Source organism: Parabacteroides sp. AM58-2XD (assembly GCF_003463685.1).
In the GTDB taxonomy this organism is placed as follows: Bacteria; Bacteroidota; Bacteroidia; order Bacteroidales; family Tannerellaceae; genus Parabacteroides; species Parabacteroides segnis.
Genome location: NZ_QSDP01000030.1, coordinates 19416 through 42387, shown reverse-complemented (window position 1 = coordinate 42387; position 22972 = coordinate 19416). Strand labels below are relative to the sequence as shown.

Sequence of the window (22972 nt, the reverse complement as noted above, 5' to 3'; positions counted from 1 at the left end):
AAACAACCCAATTACTATGTCGAAGATTGGAATCAAAAAGGTGATTGTTCTGGGCTCGGGTGCCCTGAAGATCGGACAGGCCGGAGAGTTTGACTATTCCGGTTCACAAGCATTGAAGGCACTGAAAGAAGAAGGTATCAGTACCGTTTTGCTGAATCCGAACATTGCAACTATACAAACATCGGAAGGGGTAGCAGACAAGGTGTACTTCCTGCCTATCACTCCGTATTTTGTTGAAGAAGTAATCAAAAAAGAACAACCGGACGGAATCCTGCTGGCTTTTGGTGGCCAGACTGCCCTGAACTGCGGTACTCAGTTATACACCAGCGGCACACTTGCCAAATATGGCGTAAAGGTACTGGGAACTTCTGTTGAAGCTATCATGTACACAGAAGACCGCGACCTGTTTGTAAAGAAACTGAATGAAATCGACGTAAAAACTCCGATCAGCCAGGCCGTTGAAACGATGGAAGATGCAGTGAAAGCTGCTTACAAGATCGGTTTCCCGGTAATGATCCGTTCTGCCTATGCACTGGGCGGTATGGGTAGTGGTATCTGCAAGGATGAAGCAGAACTGCGTACACTGGCAGAAAGCGCTTTCGCTTATTCTTCACAGATCCTGGTGGAAGAATCGTTGAAAGGCTGGAAAGAAATTGAATTCGAAGTAATCCGCGATAAAAACGACCATTGCTTCACGGTTGTAAGCATGGAAAACGTCGACCCGCTGGGTGTACATACCGGTGAAAGTATTGTGGTTGCTCCAACCTGCTCACTGACCGACAAGGAACTGGATCTGCTGAAAGAACTGTCTACCAAGACAATCCGCCACCTGGGTATCGTAGGCGAATGTAACATCCAGTACGCATTCAACTCGGATACTTTCGACTATCGTGTGATCGAAGTGAACGCTCGTCTGAGCCGTTCTTCCGCACTGGCATCCAAAGCAAGCGGCTATCCTCTGGCTTTCGTTGCCGCTAAACTGGCATTGGGTTATGGTTTGGATGAAATCGGTGAAATGGGTACTCCGAACTCGGCATACAAAGCTCCGGAAGTAGATTATATGATCGTTAAAATCCCGCGTTGGGACTTGACTAAGTTCGTTGGCGTAAGCCGCCTGATCGGTTCAAGCATGAAGTCTGTCGGCGAAATCATGTCGATCGGTAAGAGCTTCGAAGAGATCATGCAGAAAGGTCTGCGTATGATCGGACAGGGCATGCACGGTTTCGTAGGAAACAACGACCTGGAATTCGACAACCTGGACGACGCCTTGGCTAACCCGACCGACCTGCGTATCTTCGCCGTAGCAAAAGCGCTGGAAGAAGGGTATACCGTAGAGCGCATCCACGAACTGTCAAAGATCACTCCGTGGTTCCTGAACGGTTTGAAAAATATCGTAGACTATGCGAAAGTATTGTCTCAATACAATAAGATCGAAGATCTGCCCGAAGAAGTGATGAAGGAAGCTAAACGCTTAGGTTTCTCTGACTTCCAGATCGCCCGTTACGTTGAGAATCCGGAAGGAAACATGGAAAAAGAAAACATCCGTGTACGTAACCTGCGTAAGAAAATGGGCGTTCTGCCAAGCGTAAAACGTATCAACACGATCGCTTCCGAACATCCGGAACTGACGAACTACCTGTACATGACATACGATGGCAGCGAACATGATATTCCTTACTACAAGAACGACAAGAGCGTAGTTATCCTGGGTTCAGGTGCTTACCGTATCGGTTCTTCCGTAGAGTTCGACTGGTGTTCGGTCAATGCAGCCCAGACAGCCCGTAAGTTGGGTTACAAGTCGATCATGATCAACTATAACCCGGAAACGGTTTCTACCGACTACGATATGTGCGACCGTCTGTACTTCGACGAACTTTCTTTCGAACGTGTACTCGATGTGATGGACCTGGAAATGCCGAAGGGTGTAATCGTATCCGTGGGAGGTCAGATTCCGAACAACCTGGCAATGAAGCTGTATCGCCAGAATGTTCCGGTGCTGGGTACTTCTCCGCTGTCGATCGACCGCGCTGAAAACCGTCACAAATTCTCCGCGATGCTGGATACACTGGGCATCGACCAGCCACGTTGGGCAGAGTTGACCAGTATGGAAGAGATCGATGGATTTATCGAAAAGGTAGGATTCCCGATCCTGATCCGTCCGTCATATGTACTTTCAGGGGCTGCGATGAACGTTTGCCACAACAAGGAACAGATGATCGAATTCCTGGATCTGGCCGCCAAGGTATCCAAAGAATATCCGGTTGTCGTATCCGAATTCCTGCAAGGAGCGAAAGAAGTTGAATTCGACGCTGTAGCCATGAACGGCGAAGTGGTTGAATATGCAATATCCGAACATATCGAGTTTGCCGGTGTTCACTCAGGTGACGCTACACTGGTATTCCCGGCTCAGAAAATCTATTTCGAAACAGCACGCCGCATCAAGAAGGTGAGTAAGATGATCGCCAAAGAGCTAAACATCAGCGGTCCGTTCAATATCCAGTTCCTGGCTAAGAACAACGACGTGAAGGTAATCGAATGTAATCTGCGTGCATCACGTAGCTTCCCGTTCGTATCCAAAGTGCTGAAACGCAACTTCATCGAAACGGCTACACGCATCATGTTGGATGCTCCTTATACAAAACCGGACAAGAGCGCTTTCGATATCGACTGGATCGGTGTAAAAGCATCTCAGTTCTCATTCGCCCGTCTGCATAAAGCCGACCCTGTACTGGGTGTGGATATGAGCTCGACCGGTGAAGTAGGTTGTATCGGCGACGACTTCAACGAAGCATTGCTGTCTGCCATGATCGCTGTTGGTAACAACATTCCTAAAAAGAATATCCTGGTTTCTTCGGGAGCAGCCAAGAGCAAAGTAGATTTGCTGGAACCCTGCCGCCTGCTGAGCACAAAGGGATACAAGATCTATGGTACTGCCGGAACCGCCAAGTTCCTGAACGAGAATGGAATCGAAGCGACTGCCGTATGCTGGCCGGATGAACAGGGCGACCTGAATATCATGGATATGTTCAGCAACCACGTATTCGAACTGGTTGTAAACATCCCGAAAGACCATAGCAAACGCGAGCTGACCAACGGTTACAAGATCCGCCGTGCTGCGATCGACCATAACATACCATTGATCACCAACGCTCGTCTGGCTAGTGCATTTATCGAAGCATTCTGCACGATGGATGTAAAAGATATCCAGATCAAAGACTGGCAAGATTACAAATAAGCAAATATTTTTATTATATTTGTAACCATAATACGTAGAGACAGGGTATTACCTTGTCTCTACCTGTTTAATTTTAAATCATGCCCATGTACAGACTGCCGTTATTGTTCCTGACATTCATGCTGACATTCCTGGTCGCGCATGCATCGGTAGTCGTCCCTAATTTATTCGTAAAAAACTTCTCGGTAGATGATTATAAAGCCAGTTGTCAGAACTGGGGACTGTCGGTAGCCTCCGACGGCGTGCTCTATGTAGCCAATAATTCCGGACTGCTCACATTTGACGGAAACACCTGGAAGCATTATGAGACACCCGATAAATCGGTTATAAACGGCGTTACATTCCTCAACGACACGATCTATACCATCAGCGAAGGTTCTTTCGGAGGATGGACCCTCGACCATTTAGGAGTTATGCGTTACCATAAACTCTCCACGATACCGGCAGAAGTCAAGTTTAAAGAACCGCCCGCTTCTATCCCGTTCATCCTGCCCGACGAGATACTGCATGCACAACCCTCTGTCTTTACAACTATAAACGACCTGTATTTCATCGGCACCACCAACAACGGATTATATATAACAAGCCCGGAAGGGACTATCCTGCGCCACCTGTCAACCCACGACCAGTCATTACCCGACAATATCGTGCGCGCCATCTGCATCCAGGATGCGCAACAGATATGGCTGGCTTTCGACAATGGCATCTCACAGATCACTTTCGACCCCTCGATCATTTTGCTGGGGAAACGAAGCCAGATAGGAAAACTGAAAAATGCTACGCTCTTCAACGACACATTATATATCCAGACAAATATCGGATATTTCAAAAGGACATTAGACGCCGGAGATCATTTTGAACCGGTCGATATAAAGAAAGAGACATTCCACCTCCTGCCACAGAACAGTGTGTACGACTCGCTCCGTGTCAGCAATGTATTCTACGACACCGAATCATTGGGTGAGTTTGCCCATGCAGAACAGATCTATCCTATCGGCGATAACACCTATTGGCTTTGTGTCAAAAACGAAGCCGGCCTGTTCCATAACGATAACGGGAAAGGGACACTGAAATGCCGCATTCTGCTCAATAACTACAATATGAATATGGTGAGCAGAGACCGGAGGATATATCCTTTGAATGACACGCTTCACCTGATCTCGGCCATGCAGGGAGCCTTGCTGGTCAATATACGCGACCTGATAGAGGGAAGCCTCGGCCCTGCCACGCCCCTGCAAATATCCGAAATAAAGTATATCGACAAACATGGCGTACACAACCTGCCGGTCAATTCGGAAAAGATCACCCTCCCCCATAATTTCCAGGAACTTTCCGTTTATGTAGGAAGTACGATCTTTACCCCGAACCATCAGATCAGTTATATGATAGAAGGTGTTTCTTCAAACTGGTCGCCCTGGCAAAAAGGCGGGGAGATCTCTTTCCTGCAACTTCCGGAAGGCAAATATGTACTCAAGATCCGCAAATATGTAGTAAAAGGGCCGTACCTTGAAATCGCCATTCCGATCACCGTCCGCCCGGCCTGGTACAACACGATATGGGCATGGCTGATCTATATCATCGCTATCGCCGTAATAGGCAAATACACACTCAGCTACCATCTGAAAAACCTGCAACGGGAAGAAAAAAGCAAGCTGGATGCAAAAAGGCAGGCGGAAGAACAGAAAATCCAGCAGATGAAAAGCCGGATGCTGGAAGCCGAGCTGCAAAACAAGAATAACGAACTGACCTTACAGACCTCCGCCCTGGTTAAAAGGAACCAGGCGGTACAGAAACTGCTTGACGAACTGGAGCAGCAGAAAGAGACATTAGGCGACCGGTATCCGAACAAACTGTATACCCGGATGAAAAACCTGATGGAAGAATCGTTGAACGACCAAGCGGACTGGCTGTTGTTTGAGACGCATTTCAACAGTGCCCATCAGAATTTCATTGACCGGTTACGCCAACAATACTCCGACATTACCACCGGCGACTTACGTATCTGTTGCCTGCTCCGCATGAATCTTTCCACCAAAGAAATCGCATCACTGTTAAACGTATCAGTCCGTGCGATAGAATTACGACGGTACCGGTTAAGGAAGCGTCTGTCACTCGACAGCGACACGAATCTCATTGATTTCCTCATGAATTTCTAAAAAGTATTTTCTAGAATCAGTATTTCGCCAAACCATTATTATACAATCAATTACATACCGATGTAGTAGGTATGAGAAAGTCTTGATGTAGTATTTCCTCTCACACAAAACATTTGCGCAAGTAGTGTAGTAGTACTTTTTAATCGTTATGTTTCCAAATGTGCTTCCTTTGCCAGTGCAATTGAATCTTAATTTCTATAGACATGATGAAGCACGATCTGGAAGAACAACTGGAAGAGTTGGAAAGGCAGGGTATCAGTCGCCGCCATTTCCTCAAAATATTAACGGCAGCAGGAGTTATAACTGCTGTAGGTACACAAAAAGCTCACGCATTCTCTAGTAATGCAAAAGGAAAAATCCTGATAATCGGTGGAGGTGCTGCCGGAATTAGTATGGCTGCACGTTTGATGCACTGGTTGGATAGTCCGGACATTACATTGATAGACCCCAGCGACCGACAGTTCTACCAACCCGGCTTTACATTGATTGCCTCCGGTGTTTATAAACCGGACGAAGTATGGAAGAAGCAGGAAGACTGCATTCCCGATGGCGTAAAATGGATTAAAGATTCTGTTGCCGCCGTTGACCCGGTCATGAACCTGGTAACAACGAACAACAATGGAAAAGTCGCTTACGACTTTTTGGTCCTGACACCAGGCATACAGATTAACTGGGAAAAGGTGGAAGGGATTACACACGATACATTAGGAGCAGGAAATGCTCACTGTATATATGATTACGAAGGTGCACAAAAAACCTGGAAAGCGCTTCAGGAATTCGCAAAGACAGGCGGTCGTGGTATCTACACAGATACATACACAAAGCATAAATGTGGCGGAGCACCGAAAAAGATTTGTTTGCTGACAGAAGATTACAGCCGCAAACAAGGCACACGGGACAATTTGAAACTGGATTACTTCACGGCAGCGAAAGAGCTGTACGATATTCCGTTTTACACGCCCCGCCTGCTGGAGATTTACAAGGAACGTAATATTCCCATCAATCTCAACGTTCGCGTGAAAGGTGTCGATACGGCAGCCAAACAGGTACATTTTGAAAAGGTTGAAACAGTCGGAGAAGAGAAAGTATATACTCCATTCGTGGAAGATTACGATTTCCTTCATTTCACTCCGCCTATGTCGGCTCCCGATTTCGTTCGCGAAGCTGGTCTGGGATGGACGGAAGGCAAGCTGGCTGCCGATGCCTGGGTGATGGTTGATAAAGCGACACTGGTTCACAAAACTTATCCGAACATCGTCTCCCTGGGAGATGTTGCCGGGATACCAACCAGTAAAACATCTGCGGCAGTACGCATGCAGGTACCGATCGCTGCCAAAAACCTGATCTCGTTGATGGAAGGCAAAGAACCTGTTGAAAAATACAACGGATATGCTGCCTGCCCGATCGTAACAGACTATGGACACGTACTATTGTGCGAGTTCGACTATGATAAAAAGCCGCTTCACTCGTTCCCGTTCAGCATGCTGGACACATCGAAGGAACAATGGGCGGCCTGGTTACTGAAAGTTTACATGTTGAAACCGATGTATTTCTACGGAATGCTGAACGGTTACGCATAACGGACCAAAATAACAACTCCCTATAATTCAAATGCCAAACTACAGAAAATCCCCGGGTCAGACTCCTGATGCCGGGGATTTTGTTTTACTATTCACTCCCCTCCCTCCGACTAAAAGGAAGACTACCACTTATTAAGTCGAAACTCCTTACTCACTAGAACGAAAGTCCTTACTCACTACTACCAGGGTGTACAGGGTAGTCTATCACCCTGTACACCCTGGCTAGCTATCCTGTACACCATAATCAACTACGGTGTACACCCTGAAAACACTAAGTCGTAACCTTTGAATTAGTTAGTCCATAGGTTAGTCTTAATAATTAGTAGGATTACTCCATCTTCCGATAATACCGAGGCGTATAACCTGGCAATAACTCCGGATGGAATACCCATACAAGGTCTTTCAGGAGGTAATCGGGATGTATCGGAAATTCCTCATAATAGGGTACTATTCCCGTATTACAGGTATAAATCCGGCGGTTCTTAAAGGCATCAAAGTTTTCATAGGGCGTATACTCGGTACGAAGGTCTTTGTAGGTCATGTCGTTTGCCTGATTATATTTGATCAGCCACATATCGGCATGGATCGCCTTGTCGAGTACGGTTTCAAAAGCCAAAGGGGTACTGCCCGCTCCGGGAAGGTCTTTGAAGATATAATCTGCTCCGGCATCTTTATACAGATGGGCAATATAGCTATCGCCTGCCGGCATATACCAGGAAGAACCGAATTTCTTTTCAGAAATGACGGTCGGACGGTTAGTGACTGTCTTTGCCAGCTCTTTCAGTTCCAGATAACGGTCTTCCGTTTCCCGGAAGATTGAATCTGCCATTGCTTCCTTACCGAATAACAAGCCATAGAAACGTATCCATTCAGTCCGCCCCAACGGCAACGACTCCATGTAATCGGCGGCCTCAATGATAGGAATACCCAGTTTCTCGGCAGGTCCGTATCCTGCATTCTGAAAAGGAGAAGCTATAATGATCTCTGCCCCTATATCTATAATCTTTTCGATATTCGGCGCCGTCGCCTCTCCCAGGTCGGCAATCTTTCCGGCACGCAAACCTTCCTGAATGGAAGGCGTATCCATATACCGGGGTTCACATACGCCGATCACCTTATCCGCTTCATTCAGCTGGTCGATAATAGCCGCATGAACGGAGGTATAAACCACGATATTCTTCACCGGTGTCCGCACAACCGTCCCCTTAGGCAAATCACCGGGCATTGACGTACTGCGGTCCACCAACAGATAACGTTGCAGGATACGGGTACTATCCCAAGGGTCGCGGACTTCTACCGATGTATAATCAGTGAAGTGCTGTATGGTGAAACCACGGGCATAGCGGATGGAGTCGGAAGATACAACTTCTTTAATAACAGTATTCTGTTTTCCGTTACATCCTGATAACAGAAAACAGAATACAATAAAATATGAAAATATAACTTCATCTATTATTGATTCGTAACAAATGCAAATGTAGAAGGCGACATACCGACTTCTACTGTCTTTTTCAATGTACCTTCTTTGTCAAAAATAAAGATATCATCATTCTGGAAATAACTTGATATTCCATAATAAACATCTCCGCTCACCGGATCAACGCCAATGGCAGAAGGATCTGAAGTAAATACAGAAAAGTCTTTAATGAAAGTCGGATTAATTACTTTGTCGGTCTTCAAATCAAAAGTAAAAGCAGCTTTACCATCCGGGTTGTAGTAGTTAGCCACATAGCAATAAGCCGTATCGTTCTTCACATACATTTTTGTTACATTCACTCCGTCAACAGCCTCAGCTTTATCATCTTTCGTATCAACACGATACAGCATATCAGCACCGACCTTGTAATCGCCATAACAAACAGCATAAATATCTCCTTCCGAATCAGAGAATACATGATTCGGATTCAAGCCGACGGTAACATCACCAATCTTTTTGAAGGATGCAATATCCACCACAGACAATTTATCCGAAGTTGACGGCCAGTTCATCCCATCAGTATCAGCTGTGTAAATTTTTCCATTTGCGATAGCAATACCATCAGGGTTTGGACCAACAGCTGTATATCCTTCAATCGCCAATGAAGCAGTGTCAATCTTTGCTACAAAACCATCAAAAGTAGTCATGTATACCTTACCTTCATGTGAAGCCATCATACGAGGAGCACGGGGGGCACCTTCGCTATCAACAGGTTTTAAGGTTGTTATTACCTTAGATGTTGCTGCATCAAGAACCTCCAGTGTACTTGAGCGATAAACAGAAATATACAATTTAGAGCCGTATAAGAGCATACTCTGTCCCATATTACCCAAAGCACGCCCATTTACATCTGCAAAGATATCAGCAGTCATTTCTCCACTTTCCATGTCGAGCATAGACAGGGTTGCATTATTCTGACCATCCATGCCACCATTCAGGATATACACCTTAGATGTTTCAGTCGGAACGGCTGGAATTTCCGGTTCCGGTATTGAATCATCATCATCACAACTTGTAAACGTAACGCCCAATACTATTGTCAGCATTGAAGCAAACCAATAAAACTTTTTCATTTTAAATTATATATAATTAATATGTAATGGAAACTGCACATCTGAACGATCGACCCGGCATTGGATAATATCTCACAATATCATATTGTTTATCTGCAATATTCAGAATATCAGCCTGTAAACGCAAAATACAACGTTTCAAACGAAAATTACGATTCAGTGAAACATTCTGTTCTACATAAGACTCAATCTCATTTTCTTTGATATTCTGACGATTCATATACCTAACACCCGAAGCCGTTAACGAATAACTGATATTTACCCATGGGTTTAGGAAACTCGCCGAATACGAGCCGGAATGCCTTGGGGTATAGGGTATCTGATCTTTGTAGCTCTTGTCTTTTTCATTCGTTATATCAATCGCTTTCTGGAAAGAATACGAGCCGTCTAACAACAACTCATAAGTATCTTTTAAAGTAATCCCTGCATGCACATTCACATCCAAACCTTTAATGTCCACTTCTCCCAGATTCATCATCTTCCAAATAAACATTGTAGGAATAGCAACAATCTTATCTTTTACTCGATTATAATAGGCATCAGTCGTTATACTAAAAGAATTGAAAAGCCAGAAACGGTCACGCCAGGTAACACCTAAATTATATTGACGAGCTTTTTCCGGCTTCAGATTGGTATTACCTATCCGAGAATAATAAAGATCATTAAATGTTGGTAACCGAAAAGCATCTTTATAGGAAAAGCGTACCCGCAAATTCGCATCAGGCAATACCCTCCACGAAAGACTTGCTGTCGGTGACAGATGTTTTCTATTTGCCGGTTTCTCCCCTAACTCAACGCGTTCATCAATATAAGTAGCCAACAAAGACAATATACTAGTTAAACGGCGATCTTCGTATTTTGCAGATAAGGCAGTTAACGAAGAAAGCCGCGAAGGAAACTGGCAGTCCTTGAAATTATTATTCAGGTCATTCCAATAAATATCCTGAGCCAAAGAGAAAGAGATATTTTGTATGGGAACATATAAAAGAGATCCTGTTAAATACGTTTCTCGCTGATAATAAGAACTTACCTGTATTCTTCCTTCATACTTATTATTCACATCTTCATACCGGTTATAATACCAGTTATACCGAAGGCTACTTTGCAGAGAAAAACGATCATTTAATTTGTTTTCATAATGTCCTTGTGCAAAGAAGTTACGGTCCCATAAGCGCTCGCCAGTATAATCGTTATAAAGATTGACAGATCCCGGTAAACCACGTTCCGAATCGAAATAATATGCTTTAAGAGATAAATCTCCGTATCTTCCCAAACCTCCGTACAGGTTTAACTCTACGCGCCCTATATTAACATCTGTGTTTTTCCTTTTCTCGCGGGTCACTATGTTTCCATTCACTAATGTAAACTCATATTGCCCGTCTGCACGTTGCCAATCCCCATCAATAACTGCACTCCAACGTTTCCCTAACTTCTGTTCATATCTCAAATAAGGATTAAACAACCCGAATGAGCCGGTTTTAATCTTGGCAGCAATGTGAAATATATCTTTCCCTTCAAATTCCGGCTTACGTGTCTTCATAACCAAAGAACTGGAAGATGCAAACATTCTGGCAGTACGAAAAATATCATCATTCTGGATAATCGACAACTCTATTTGGTCCAAATTTTCTAAAGAGAAGCGACTTATGTCTACTTGTCCACTTTGACAATCACTTACGGCTACGCATCGTAACTGACCCCGGTATGTTGTGCTCCCAGGCTACGGACTGAAACCGTCTTCAGCCCTCCTATCCCACCGTAATCTTTCACGGTAGCGCCGGAGAAACGTTTGACAGCCTCCGATAAATCCTGTATCCCAAGCCGTTCGATACCCGAACGGTCCATCACTTGTAAAGGTGTAGCCTCGCGGGTTGTGGAAGGACGCGCCTTTTCCACGACCTCAACACCTTTCAGCTGGTGATAAACAGTCGTATCGATCTGCTGTGCGTGCAGGACAGGCACGCACAGAAATATGCCTGCCAGGCATATAAATACTATAATAAATAATGTACGCATATATCAAGTTCCATCAACACCTTACCCGAGGCATTATATAATAGAATAATGGCAGGTTTTCTGACTTGTTCTCCCATGATCGGCCGCCTTCCCAAGGATCCTAAAATCCTCAGTGGCAACAAGATTTGCCGGGGTTACAGAACTTACAGCTACGGGTACAGTTCCGGATTTGCACCGGATTCCCTATTACTAACGGCCGGCGGAAGCCAGACCGTTACACCATAATCCGGTGGCAAAAGTACAAATAATATCAATTACTATACCTGATAATTTAAAATACTACTTCTGGTAATATAATTTAACAGATCATACCACCATCCCCCAAACCATTCCGCACACAAAATGCCAACCCTTATTCTTCAAAAAACAGCGTAATTTTTCCTCAAATTGTTCCATATCGCAAAACAATTGGTTCATTTCGGAATGACTACAAAATTAGTTTAAAGTTTAACTAAATGCAAAAAAGCCAAAAAAGTAATATGTTCGGGTTTCCGACAGGTTGTTTTCGTAATATTGCACGGTTGAAAAAATATATTGACGAGGTTTAAAAAGAATTGTATGGGAGAAACAAAAGGTTATGTTTCGCAGGTTATCGGTCCAGTCGTGGATATTCACTTCGATAATGAAAAAGAAGAGAAAATAGTGCTACCCCGCATTCATGACGCCATGGAGATAACCCGTCCTAATGGGAAAATACTGATCGTGGAAGTTCAGCAGCACATTGGGGAAAACACAGTCCGTACAGTCGCTATGGATACGACAGACGGACTGCAACGAGGAATGGAAGCCGTATCATGCGGTTCGCCCATTACCATGCCGGTTGGCGATCAGGTAAAGGGGCGTTTGATGAACGTGACAGGCGATCCGATCGACGGGATGAAAATGCTGGATAAAAAAGGAGCTCTCCCTATCCATCGTGAACCGCCGAAGTTTGAAGATCTGACAACCAGCAAAGAGGTGCTCTACACCGGTATCAAGGTGATCGACCTGCTGGAACCCTATTCCAAAGGAGGTAAAATCGGGTTGTTCGGTGGCGCCGGAGTCGGAAAGACGGTTCTTATCATGGAACTGATCAATAACATTGCCAAAAAGAATAACGGTTTTTCTGTTTTCGCCGGCGTGGGTGAACGTACCCGTGAAGGTAACGACCTGCTGCGCGAAATGATACAGTCGAATGTAATCCGTTACGGTAAAGAATTTAAGGAAAGTATGGAAGCCGGTCACTGGGACCTGTCGAAGATAGATCACGAAGAACTGGCTAAATCGCAGGCGACACTGGTGTTCGGACAGATGAACGAACCGCCGGGAGCACGTTCGTCAGTCGCCCTCTCGGGACTGACCATCGCCGAATCGTTCCGCGACCTGGCTCCAGAAGGCGAGACTCGCGATATACTGTTCTTTATAGATAATATCTTCCGCTTCACGCAGGCCGGTTCCGAAGTATCCGCCCTGTTGGGACGTATGCCGTCGGCAGTAGGTTATCAGCCGACACTGGCTACCGAAATGGGAGCCATGCAGGAACGTATCACCTCTACGAAAAAAGGTTCCATTACCTCCGTACAGGCTGTTTACGTACCGGCAGACGACTTGACCGACCCGGCACCGGCAACGACCTTTACGCACCTGGATGCTACCACCGTGCTGAGCCGTAAGATTACCGAACTGGGTATCTATCCGGCAGTCGACCCGCTGGAATCGACATCCCGTATCCTCGACCCGCTGGTCGTAGGCAAGGAACATTACGAAACGGCACAGCGTGTGAAACAGATACTCCAGCGTAACAAGGAGTTGCAGGATATTATCTCCATCCTGGGTATGGAGGAACTTTCGGACGAGGACCGCCAGACAGTTAACCGCGCCCGCCGTGTACAACGTTTCCTGTCGCAGCCTTTCGCCGTGGCGGAACAATTCACCGGCGTACCGGGCGTAATGGTCTCTATCGAAGACACCATCCGCGGATTCAATATGATCATGGACGGTGAAACCGACGATATCCCTGAACAGGCCTTCCTGAATGTAGGAACGATTGAAGATGTGATTGAAAAAGGAAAGAAACTGGCAGAACAAGCAAATTAAAAACGTATGGAACTGGAAATCATATCCCCTAGTGGCGTTTTATTCAAAGGAGAGACAAATTATGTATCCTTTCCGGGTACGGCAGGTTCGTTCGACGTCCTGCCCCATCACGCTCCGATGATCGCTGCCCTGGAAGAAGGCGTTATCCGGTACCAGACAAATGAAAAGAAAGAACAAGAAATAAAAATACAGAGCGGATTCGTCGAGATAAAAGGCGATATCCTGTCCGTATGCATCGAATAAAAAAATACGATCATGAGCGGTAGATTAAGAATGAAGCTAATGGGCTTGACTACCTTTATTAATGTAGTTATCGGCGTCTCCCTGGGAGGCTTGTTATACACCATCTGGCCTTCGCATTATTATGAGTGGTATCCATCGATACCGATGTTTTACTGGTTAAGCAGTATGTTAATGATCTATTTTCTGGATCATGTCAAACGGAAACACGGAGACGTCACGGTTGTTACTTATATGGTAGTCCGCCTTTGCAAATTCACGCTCGCACTGGTTTTCCTGTGGCTTTATGCCGCTTTGGTCGGACAGAACCTGAAAGCCTTCGGCTTCACGATGATGTTGTTCTATTTCATTTATCTTGTACTGGAAACATATACATTGTATCTGTTTGAGAAAAAGAGAATGATTAGTGAGAAAAAAGAAAAAGATGAACAGAATAAAAAATAACGGCCTGTTTTGGTTTACTTTCTTGTTACTGGTTTGCATCAGCTTTCCGGTAAGCGCCTCCACAGATGCGAAACAAGGTGAGGTAGATGTGCAGGATATCGTATTCTCACACATCAAGGATGCCTATACCTGGCACATCACGGAGTGGAACGGGAAAGAGATTTCCATACCACTGCCCGTCTTGCTGAAAAGCGAAGAACGCGGATGGGACTTGTTCCTCTCCTCACACCTGCATCATGGTAATGTGCATCATAACTATTACATCGCCAATGAGGGGAAACATGCCGGAAAGGTGGTAGAGAAAAACAGCAGAGGCGAAGAAGTAAAACCCTGGGACTTGTCGCTTACGAAAAACGTATGTGGCCTGCTTCTCAGTTGCGGTTTACTGCTTTTCATCGTGCTGCGTACCGCCCGCTGGTATAAAAAGCATCCGTATGAAGCCCCCGGAGGATTTACCGGATTGATGGAGATGGCGGTCATGTTCATACATGACGGCGTAGTGAAGGAAGGAATCGGCAAAGAATATAAGCCTTTCTCTTCTTATCTGCTGACGGTCTTTTTCTTCATCCTGATAAACAACCTGATCGGTATTATTCCGATTTTCCCGGGAGGAGCCAATATCACCGGTAATATCACAATTACCGCCGTGCTCGCTTTATGTACGTTCCTGGCAGTGAACCTGTTTGCTACCAAGGAATACTGGAAGGAGATATTCTGGCCCAACGCCCCTATCTTCCTGAAGTTACCGTTGCCGATCATGCCCTTCGTGGAATTTTTCGGCATACTCACCAAGCCGTTCGCCCTGATGATCCGTCTGTTTGCCAATATCATGGCCGGACATACAATCATTCTGGCGTTGACTTGCCTGATATTCATCACCGCCTCGATGGGAACAGCCATAAACGGTACGATGACAATCGTATCCGTATTGTTCACCGTGTTTATGAACTGCCTCGAACTGTTGGTGGCATGCCTTCAGGCCTATATATTCACCCTGTTGTCGGCCAACTATATCGGATTGGCCAAAGTACGGGAATGAACAAACATATTTATTAATAATAAGATTACTAATTTTAAAGATTGAGAGTTATGTTATCAGCAATTTTATTACAAGCAGCAGCCGGTGCAGGCATCGCTAAACTTGGAGCAACAGTAGGAGCAGGATTAGCTGCTATCGGTGCAGGTATAGGTATCGGATTGATCGGTAAAGGTGCCGTCGAAGGTATCAGCCGCCAACCGTCGGCAGCCGGTGACATCCGTACGTCCATGCTTATCATGGGTGCATTGGTAGAAGGTGTTGCCCTGTTTGCGATCGTAGTATGTTTCTTAGGATTGTTCCAATAAATAAAAGTAAACTATGTCATTGCTCACACCAGACGCAGGGCTTTTATTCTGGATGATCCTTTCTTTCGGAATCGTCTTTGTTATTCTTTCCAAATATGGTTTCCCGGTAATCATCAAAGCCGTGGAACAACGGAAAGAATACATCGATCATTCCCTCGAATCGGCCCGCCAGGCAAACGAACAACTTGCCGGCATCCAGGCCGAAAGCGAAAAGATTCTTGCCCAGGCAAGAGAGCAGCAGAATGAGATTCTGAAACAAGCCCTGGCCGAAAAAGAACAGATTATCAGCGCAGCCCGGCAAAAGGCATCCGCTGAGGCACATCTGCAACTGGAGGAAGCGACACGCCGGATAGGTGAAGAAAAGGACAAAGCCATCCGCGAAGTCCGCACCGAAATCGCCGACCTGTCAGTCGCCATTGCAGAGAAAGTGATGAAAGAGAAAATCAGCCGCACCGATGAACAGGAAAAGATCATCAACGGGCTGCTCGACAATGTTTCGTTTAGTAAATCATAAGATATGGACGTAGGTACAATCTCTTCCCGGTATGTCAAAGCACTCTTTTCGTTGGCAAAAGACAAGCGGCAGGAGGACCGGGTATATGATGACATGAAGATGCTGACCATCAGTTTCGAGCAAGAGCCGGGACTGAAAGCGGTGCTCGACAACCCTATCTTTCCCCTGGAGGAGAAAGTAAAGTTGCTGACTACCGCCGCCGGCCTGGAAGTATGCGAGTTGTTCACCCGTTTTATCCGCCTGGTACTTCAGCACAAGAGAGAGAGCTTGTTACCGCTAATGGCATATATTTATATCCATATGTACCGGAAAGACAAGAAGATCACCCGTGTGTTGTTCAAGACACCGGCTCCGGTAGATGAAGCGACACAGGAACATTTAAAGAAACGGCTGAAGGAAGAGACCGGCAACACCATCGAATTCATGGGAGTGATCAAGCCGGAACTGATCGGTGGCTTCGTGCTCCGTATCGGTAATACCCGGATAGATGCCAGCTACGCCCAGCAACTGCGGGAAATCAGAAATCAGCTAATCGAAAAAAATTAAAAAAGAAAAACGTATGACAGACCAGATAAAAGTAAGTGAAGTTTCCGCCATTTTACGCGAACAACTGGAAGGTATCAACACCACGATCCATCTGGAAGAGGTGGGCACTGTGCTTCAGGTCAGTGACGGTGTAGCACGTATCTACGGGCTGGACAATGCCGAAGCCAACGAATTGTTGCAATTCGACAACGGAATGGAAGCCATTGTGATGAACCTGGAAGAAGATAACGTAGGTGCCGTATTGCTCGGGCCGACCGACCAGGTAAAAGAGGGCGACACGGTGAAACGTACACGTCGCATCGCTTCCATCAACGTAAGCGAGAACATGATCGGTCGTGTAATCGACCCGCTGGGCAACCCGATCGACGGCAAAGGCGAGATTGTCGGAAAGAAATGCCAGATGCCGCTGGAACGAAAAGCTCCGGGTGTCATTTTCCGCCAACCGGTAAACGAACCGTTACAGACAGGTATCAAAGCGGTGGATGCCATGATCCCTATCGGACGCGGGCAACGTGAATTGATTATCGGTGACCGTCAGACTGGTAAAACCTCGATCGCCATCGACACGATCATCAATCAACGCAGTAATTATGAAGCCGGCAATCCGGTTTACTGTATCTATGTGGCGATCGGACAGAAAGGTTCTACAGTCGCTTCTCTGGTAAACACCTTACAGGAAAAAGGGGCGATGGATTACACGATCGTAGTCAGTGCCACTGCTTCCGACCCGGCTGCCATGCAATATTTCGCTCCTTTTGCCGGAGCTGCCATCGGTGAATATTTCCGCGACAGCGGACGTCATGCGTTAGTTGTCTATGATGACTTGTCGAAACAGGCAGTCGCTTATCGCGAGGTATCCCTGATCCTTCGCCGTCCTTCGGGCCGCGAGGCGTATCCGGGTGATATTTTCTACCTGCATTCACGCCTGTTGGAACGTGCAGCGAAAATCATCAACCAACAGGAAGTAGCCAGCCAGATGAACGACCTGCCCGACAGCATGAAAGATAAGGTAAAAGGTGGCGGTTCGCTCACTGCCCTGCCGATTATCGAGACGCAGGCGGGTGACGTGTCGGCTTATATCCCGACCAACGTAATTTCCATCACCGACGGACAGATATTTCTGGAAACAGACCTGTTCAACCAGGGAAACCGTCCAGCTATCAACGTGGGTATTTCCGTATCCCGGGTGGGTGGTAACGCACAGTTGAAAGCGATGAAGAAGGTGGCCGGTACGCTGAAAATCGACCAGGCACAGTTCCGCGAACTGGAATCGTTCACGAAATTCGGCGGCGATATGGATGCGGTAACCGCCTTCACCATCGACAAAGGACAGAAAAATACACAACTATTGATACAACCCCAGTATAACCCGATGCCTGTAGAACAGCAGATCGCTATCCTGTATTGCGGCACCAAAGGTTTACTGAAAGAGGTTCCGCTGGATAAGGTACACGATTTTGAAAATGCGTTCTTACAGACTCTGATCACCAATCATCAGAAAGACGTACTCGATATATTAAAATCGGGTGTGATAAATGATGAAGTCAGCCGTATCCTGGAAGAAACAGCCCACCAGGTCAGCGGGGCATATAAAGCAGGTTGATAACAGAAATTAGACTATGGCATCACTGAAAGAGATAAAAATCCGTCTTGCGTCGATCAGAAACACGCAGAAGATCACCTCCGCCATGAGGATGGTGTCTTCTGCCAAACTGCATCATACGCAGACGATTGTCGAACATATGCTCGAATACGAGAGTAAGCTGAGCGCCATATTAAGGGGCACACTGTCGGCTGAAAGCGATATGAGTTCGCCCTACGCAGCTGTTCGTGAGGTGAAACAGGTGGCTATCGTCGCTTTTTCCTCCAACAGCGGGTTGTGTGGCGCTTTCAATGCGAACATATGGAAAGAGTTAACAGCCCGTCTCCACCAGTATGAGGCGGACGGTATAACCGTGCGCATTTATCCGATTGGTAAAAAGGTGGCGGACGAACTGCATAAAGCTGGTTATCAAACCGATGACAGCTTCCTTACGATCGGCGACAAACCGGCCTACGAGGATGCCTCGCGACTGGCAACTGCCTTGATGGAGTTGTATATCTCCGCCCAGGTCGACCGGGTGGAACTACTCTACCATCATTTCAAGAATATGGCGGAACAGGTACTGACCGAAAAGGTTTTCCTCCCGGTTTCCTTACCGGAAGCAGACTCGGAAAGTGCTTCGAGCAACTATATTCTGGAGCCGTCTGCCGAACAGTTGCTTGCCTTACTGCTCCCCAAAGTGCTCCATCTGAACATCTACACGACCTTGCTCGACACTGTCACTTCCGAGCATGCCGCCCGCATGCTTGCCATGCAGACAGCCAACGACAACGCCAACGACCTGATCCAGGAACTGACGTTGCAATACAACAAAAACCGCCAGCAGGCCATCACCAATGAATTGCTGGATATTATGGGAGGAAGCGGGCAATAATCTTTTACATCATCAGTAATCAATAAAAAATCGAAGCCCCGGCGAATCACTTCGGCGGGGCTCCTGGCTTTAAAATTATTATTGAACAATTTCTAACAACCAAATCTAATACTTAATAGAAGAATAATATCATTAATTGGGCAGTTAGTACACGTAAAAACATTGTCAACGGATAAACTGTAGCATAACCTACTGCCGGAGCATCATTTCCCGCCGTTGCATTCGCATAAGCCAAAGCGGGAGGATCCGTCGTACTGCCGGCCAGCAATCCCATCAACGTATAGTAATTCAGTTTAAAAAAATGCCTGCCAATCAATCCGATGACTAATAAAGGCAGCATTGTTATAATAAAACCGTAACCAATCCAGACAAATCCGCCTTTATTCACGATAGTATCCACAAAACCATCCCCGGCACTCAGCCCGACACAGGCCAGGAACATGGTTATACCAATCTCCCGGAGCATCAGATTGGCACTCTGGGTAGTATAAGTAACCAGTTTATAACGGTATCCGAAACGGCTGATCAGGATAGCGACAACCAACGGACCACCTGCCAAACCCAGCTTGATAGGTTGAGGAATCCCTGGGAAACTAATTGGAATACTTCCCAGAATAATACCTAAAGCGATACCGATAAATATTGGAATCAGGTTCGGTTCATTCAGACGTTTCATCGAATTACCCAATATCATACTCACCTTATCGACAGCCAGTTCACTACCAACTACGGTTACACGGTCGCCAACCTGCAATTGCAAACCTTGTGTTGCTACCAGTTCCACTCCGGCACGATTCACACGTGTGACATTGATACCATGCAAACGGCGTAACTGCAAATCCCCCAGTTTAGTGCCCGTCAGTTCCGGCTTTGTCACCAAAATGCGGCGGCTGACAAAAGCACTTTCGGCGGGAATCCATTGTTTACGGTCCATCTCTATCTCTTGACCGATAAAGGTTTTTATAGTTTCCGCATCATGTTCTGTCGTGATCACGAATATTTTATCATCTTCTTCCAAAATCGTACTGCCGGTAACAATGTCCACTTTATTGGTCTTGTTACGCCAAATACGGGATATGACAAATTCCCTATGCTCCAACAGGGCGGCAAGCTCCATTATCTTCCTGCCAAAAAGAGCCGGATTCTTCACTATCAGCGATATAGGTGTAGCCTCACTATTATGCACATTATTCTCTTCTTCCAGCTTTTTCGTCTCCTGGTCAAAACTTATATGAAAAATATACCGGACAAACAACATGGAAAGGATGATACCGACGACTCCCAGCGGATAAGCAACGGCATATCCCAATGCAATCGTATCATCGGAAGCCCCCGTCATATCACTAAATGCCTGTTGAGCAGCCCCCAGTCCCGGTGTATTTGTCACTGCACCCGATAAAATACCGACCATCGTCGGAATAGGGATTCCTGTCACAAAATGTATCACCAAGGCCATCATAACCCCGAGAAAGACAATTCCGCAAGCCAGACCATTCAAAGTCATCCCCCCTTTCTTAAAAGAAGAGAAAAAACCGGGTCCGACCTGCATGCCGACTGAATAAACAAATAGGATCAATCCAAACTCTTTAAAGAAATGAATGACAGACGGATTGATTGTAAACCCAAAATGTCCCAGTAGAATGCCGACAAACAATACCAGGGTTATCCCCAGAGAAATCCCAAATACTTTGATTTTCCCAAGTTGGATCCCTATGGCAATAACCAGAGACAGTAAAAGGATGGAATGTCCGATACCTTCTCCCCATAATAATTCATGAATCCATTCCATAGTCAATCACTTTTGAGGCACAGCAAAACTCCACGCCACAACGCGAACAAAGCTTCTCCATGATTTTCATACAATTTAGAATTAATATTCTTTTCGAACCATTTCCCTAACCCACGAGGAAAAACAGCCTTTAACGAACGGCAGGTCTTCTGACTGACTCCCATCCTGAAGCCTTCCCGACACATGTCAGTGGCATAAGTTGTTTTCAGGATGTTATTAGAGCTTCACAGCAGCGGGACTGTCCGGGATTTACACCCGATTCCCTTTTAATCCGTATCATCCGAACAGACAACACGAAACCAATTCGGAGGCAAAGCTACAAAATAAAAGACAAAATCAATATGATAAATACAAGTTTTTTAAACTTTTACGTTCCTGTTTATTTATAAAACTATGACATAAGCAGAAATCCCTGCCAGCCTCACGGTCGACAGGGATTTACCATTCATAATTCTAACAACAAAATCAAATCGTTACAATGGCATATTGCCATGTTTTTTCGGCGGATTGCTCTGGCTTTTGTTCTTTGCCATCTCCAACGCCTGTATCAGCTTGAAACGAGTCTGCCGCGGCATGATAATCTCGTCGATAAATCCTTGCTCAGCGGCCCGGTAGGGATTAGAGAAGTTTTCCGCATACTCTTTCATAGCCCGCTCTTTCTCTTCTCCGGTTGCTTTTCTATATAAGATATTAACAGCCCCTTCTGCTCCCATAACGGCAATCTCCGCCATTGGGTAAGCCAGATTAACATCGGCACCGGTCGGTTTGCTCGACATAACGATATAAGCACCGCCATAGGCTTTCCGGGTAATCAACGTGATTTTAGGTACGGTCGCTTCCGCATAAGCATAGACGATCTTCGCGCCGTGGCGGATAATACCGTCGTGCTCCTGGGTACATCCCGGAAGAAAACCGGGTACATCTTCAAAAGTAACCAGCGGAATATTGAAACAATCGCAAAAACGGATGAAACGAGCCGCCTTATCCGAAGCATCGATATCCAGCACACCTGCCAGGAATGCCGGCTGGTTGGCAACGATACCGACCGTACGTCCGCCTAAACGGGCAAAACCGACTACGATGTTTTTTGCAAAATGCGGCATTACCTCAAAGAAATAGTGATTATCCACCACCGGTTCAATAATATCCTTTATATCATAAGGAATATTCGGATCATCCGGAATCACCTCCTGCAACGATTCTTCTTCACGGCGGATATCATCCGTACAAGGAACAAGTGGGGCATCTTCCATATTATTGGCCGGAAGAAAACCGAGTAATTCGCGGATACTCATTAATGTTTCTTCTTCCGTATCACACATAAAATGAGTAACACCGCTCTTGGTACTATGTGTATAAGCACCGCCCAATTCTTCTTTTCCTACTTCTTCATGGGTAACCGCCTTGACCACGTCCGGACCGGTGATAAACATATGGCTTTTTTCTTTCACCATAAAAATAAAATCGGTCAACGCAGGCGAATAGCAGGCTCCTCCGGCACAAGGTCCGAGGATCGCAGAAATCTGCGGAACCACTCCCGAGGCCATCGTATTCTGATAGAAAATGGAGCATATCCGGCCAGACTGCTGACCCCTTCCTGAATACGGGCACCACCCGAATCATTCAGGGCAATTACCGGCGCTCCGTTTTTCAATGCCAGTTGTTGCACCTTGACGATCTTCGCGGCATTCGTTCCGCTCAATGTTCCTCCGTAAGCGGTAAAGTCATAAGCATAGACAAACACTTGGCGTCCGTCTATCTTGCCATACCCCGAAACGATCCCGTCACCCGCTATTTTGTTCTTTTCCATACCGAAATTGGTACAACGGTGAATGACAAACTTATCCAGTTCGACAAATGTACCCTTATCCAGTAACATGTCAATACGTTCACGGGCAGTCATACGTCCGGCTTCATGCTGTTTCTCTATACGTGCCATACCGCCTCCCAACGAAGCAGCCTTATCCAGTTCTTCAAACGTTTTATATAAATGTTCTTTTCCCAT

General features: G+C 46.0%; 17 protein-coding genes, 1 pseudogene and 2 riboswitches. Of the genes and pseudogenes, 12 read left to right on the top strand and 6 right to left on the bottom strand.

The window, feature by feature from the left end; all coding sequences use genetic code 11:
- The first annotated feature begins 16 nt into the window (after positions 1-16).
- From carB to DXA15_RS09475, 3 genes are all read left to right on the top strand, one after another.
- Positions 17-3235, top strand: coding sequence for a carbamoyl-phosphate synthase (glutamine-hydrolyzing) large subunit (gene carB / locus DXA15_RS09485; protein ID WP_128133884.1), 3219 nt, complete (start codon positions 17-19; stop codon positions 3233-3235).
- An 86-nt stretch (positions 3236-3321) separates the two neighbouring features.
- Positions 3322-5391 carry a transcriptional regulator gene (locus DXA15_RS09480; protein WP_128133883.1) on the top strand — a complete coding sequence of 690 codons (2070 nt, stop codon included), beginning with the start codon at positions 3322-3324 and terminating at the stop codon, positions 5389-5391.
- A 203-nt stretch (positions 5392-5594) separates the two neighbouring features.
- Entirely contained in the window at positions 5595-6971 is a 1377-nt protein-coding gene (locus DXA15_RS09475; protein WP_128133882.1) for an NAD(P)/FAD-dependent oxidoreductase, read from the top strand.
- Positions 6972-7299: 328 nt separating this feature from the next.
- Here DXA15_RS09475 and DXA15_RS09470 read toward each other — a convergent pair whose 3' ends face one another.
- The 4 genes from DXA15_RS09470 to DXA15_RS27935 form a co-directional block, all read right to left on the bottom strand.
- On the bottom strand, positions 7300-8382 hold the full coding sequence (locus DXA15_RS09470; RefSeq protein WP_233567076.1) for an ABC transporter substrate-binding protein: 1083 nt from the start codon (positions 8380-8382) through the stop codon (positions 7300-7302).
- Between the two features lie 41 nt (positions 8383-8423).
- Entirely contained in the window at positions 8424-9521 is a 1098-nt protein-coding gene (locus DXA15_RS09465) for a YncE family protein (RefSeq protein ID WP_128133880.1), read from the bottom strand.
- Positions 9522-9537: 16 nt separating this feature from the next.
- Positions 9538-11061: a TonB-dependent receptor gene (locus tag DXA15_RS09460; protein ID WP_369683055.1), complete on the bottom strand. Its 1524-nt coding sequence runs from the start codon at positions 11059-11061 to the stop codon at positions 9538-9540.
- Positions 11062-11201: 140 nt separating this feature from the next.
- The gene (locus tag DXA15_RS27935; RefSeq protein ID WP_369683054.1) at positions 11202-11537 is read right to left on the bottom strand and encodes a TonB-dependent receptor; all 336 of its coding nucleotides are present in this window, start codon (positions 11535-11537) and stop codon (positions 11202-11204) included.
- Positions 11538-11569: 32 nt separating this feature from the next.
- Positions 11570-11776, bottom strand: a riboswitch (cobalamin riboswitch).
- Between the two features lie 319 nt (positions 11777-12095).
- Here DXA15_RS27935 and atpD point away from each other — a divergent pair.
- The 9 genes from atpD to DXA15_RS09415 are packed head-to-tail and all read left to right on the top strand — an operon-like array spanning position 12096 to position 19178.
- Positions 12096-13613, top strand: a complete 1518-nt coding sequence (atpD, locus tag DXA15_RS09455; protein WP_007655645.1) for a F0F1 ATP synthase subunit beta — start codon at positions 12096-12098, stop codon at positions 13611-13613.
- A 6-nt stretch (positions 13614-13619) separates the two neighbouring features.
- Positions 13620-13856, top strand: coding sequence for a F0F1 ATP synthase subunit epsilon (locus DXA15_RS09450; RefSeq protein ID WP_122328009.1), 237 nt, complete (start codon positions 13620-13622; stop codon positions 13854-13856).
- Positions 13857-13868: 12 nt separating this feature from the next.
- Positions 13869-14297, top strand: coding sequence for a hypothetical protein (locus DXA15_RS09445; protein WP_128133879.1), 429 nt, complete (start codon positions 13869-13871; stop codon positions 14295-14297).
- Entirely contained in the window at positions 14278-15336 is a 1059-nt protein-coding gene (atpB, locus tag DXA15_RS09440; protein WP_128133878.1) for a F0F1 ATP synthase subunit A, read from the top strand. The genes DXA15_RS09445 and atpB overlap by 20 nt, the downstream gene beginning before the upstream one ends.
- 50 nt (positions 15337-15386) lie before the next feature.
- Positions 15387-15641 (top strand): ATP synthase F0 subunit C, encoded by a 255-nt coding sequence (gene atpE, locus DXA15_RS09435; protein WP_007655657.1) that lies wholly within the window; start codon positions 15387-15389, stop codon positions 15639-15641.
- Positions 15642-15654: 13 nt separating this feature from the next.
- Entirely contained in the window at positions 15655-16155 is a 501-nt protein-coding gene (gene atpF, locus DXA15_RS09430; protein WP_007655658.1) for a F0F1 ATP synthase subunit B, read from the top strand.
- A gap of 3 nt (positions 16156-16158) precedes the next feature.
- On the top strand, positions 16159-16701 hold the full coding sequence (locus DXA15_RS09425; RefSeq protein ID WP_128133877.1) for a F0F1 ATP synthase subunit delta: 543 nt from the start codon (positions 16159-16161) through the stop codon (positions 16699-16701).
- A 13-nt stretch (positions 16702-16714) separates the two neighbouring features.
- Positions 16715-18304, top strand: a complete 1590-nt coding sequence (gene atpA / locus DXA15_RS09420) for a F0F1 ATP synthase subunit alpha (RefSeq protein WP_128133876.1) — start codon at positions 16715-16717, stop codon at positions 18302-18304.
- A gap of 16 nt (positions 18305-18320) precedes the next feature.
- Positions 18321-19178: a F0F1 ATP synthase subunit gamma gene (locus DXA15_RS09415; RefSeq protein WP_128133875.1), complete on the top strand. Its 858-nt coding sequence runs from the start codon at positions 18321-18323 to the stop codon at positions 19176-19178.
- Positions 19179-19290: 112 nt separating this feature from the next.
- Here the strand turns inward: DXA15_RS09415 and DXA15_RS09410 are convergent, their stop codons facing one another.
- Both DXA15_RS09410 and DXA15_RS09405 read right to left on the bottom strand, forming a co-directional pair.
- Positions 19291-20967, bottom strand: a complete 1677-nt coding sequence (locus DXA15_RS09410) for a putative transporter (RefSeq protein ID WP_128133874.1) — start codon at positions 20965-20967, stop codon at positions 19291-19293.
- A gap of 121 nt (positions 20968-21088) precedes the next feature.
- Positions 21089-21286: riboswitch (cobalamin riboswitch) on the bottom strand.
- Between the two features lie 154 nt (positions 21287-21440).
- Positions 21441-22972, bottom strand: a pseudogene (locus DXA15_RS09405) (acyl-CoA carboxylase subunit beta).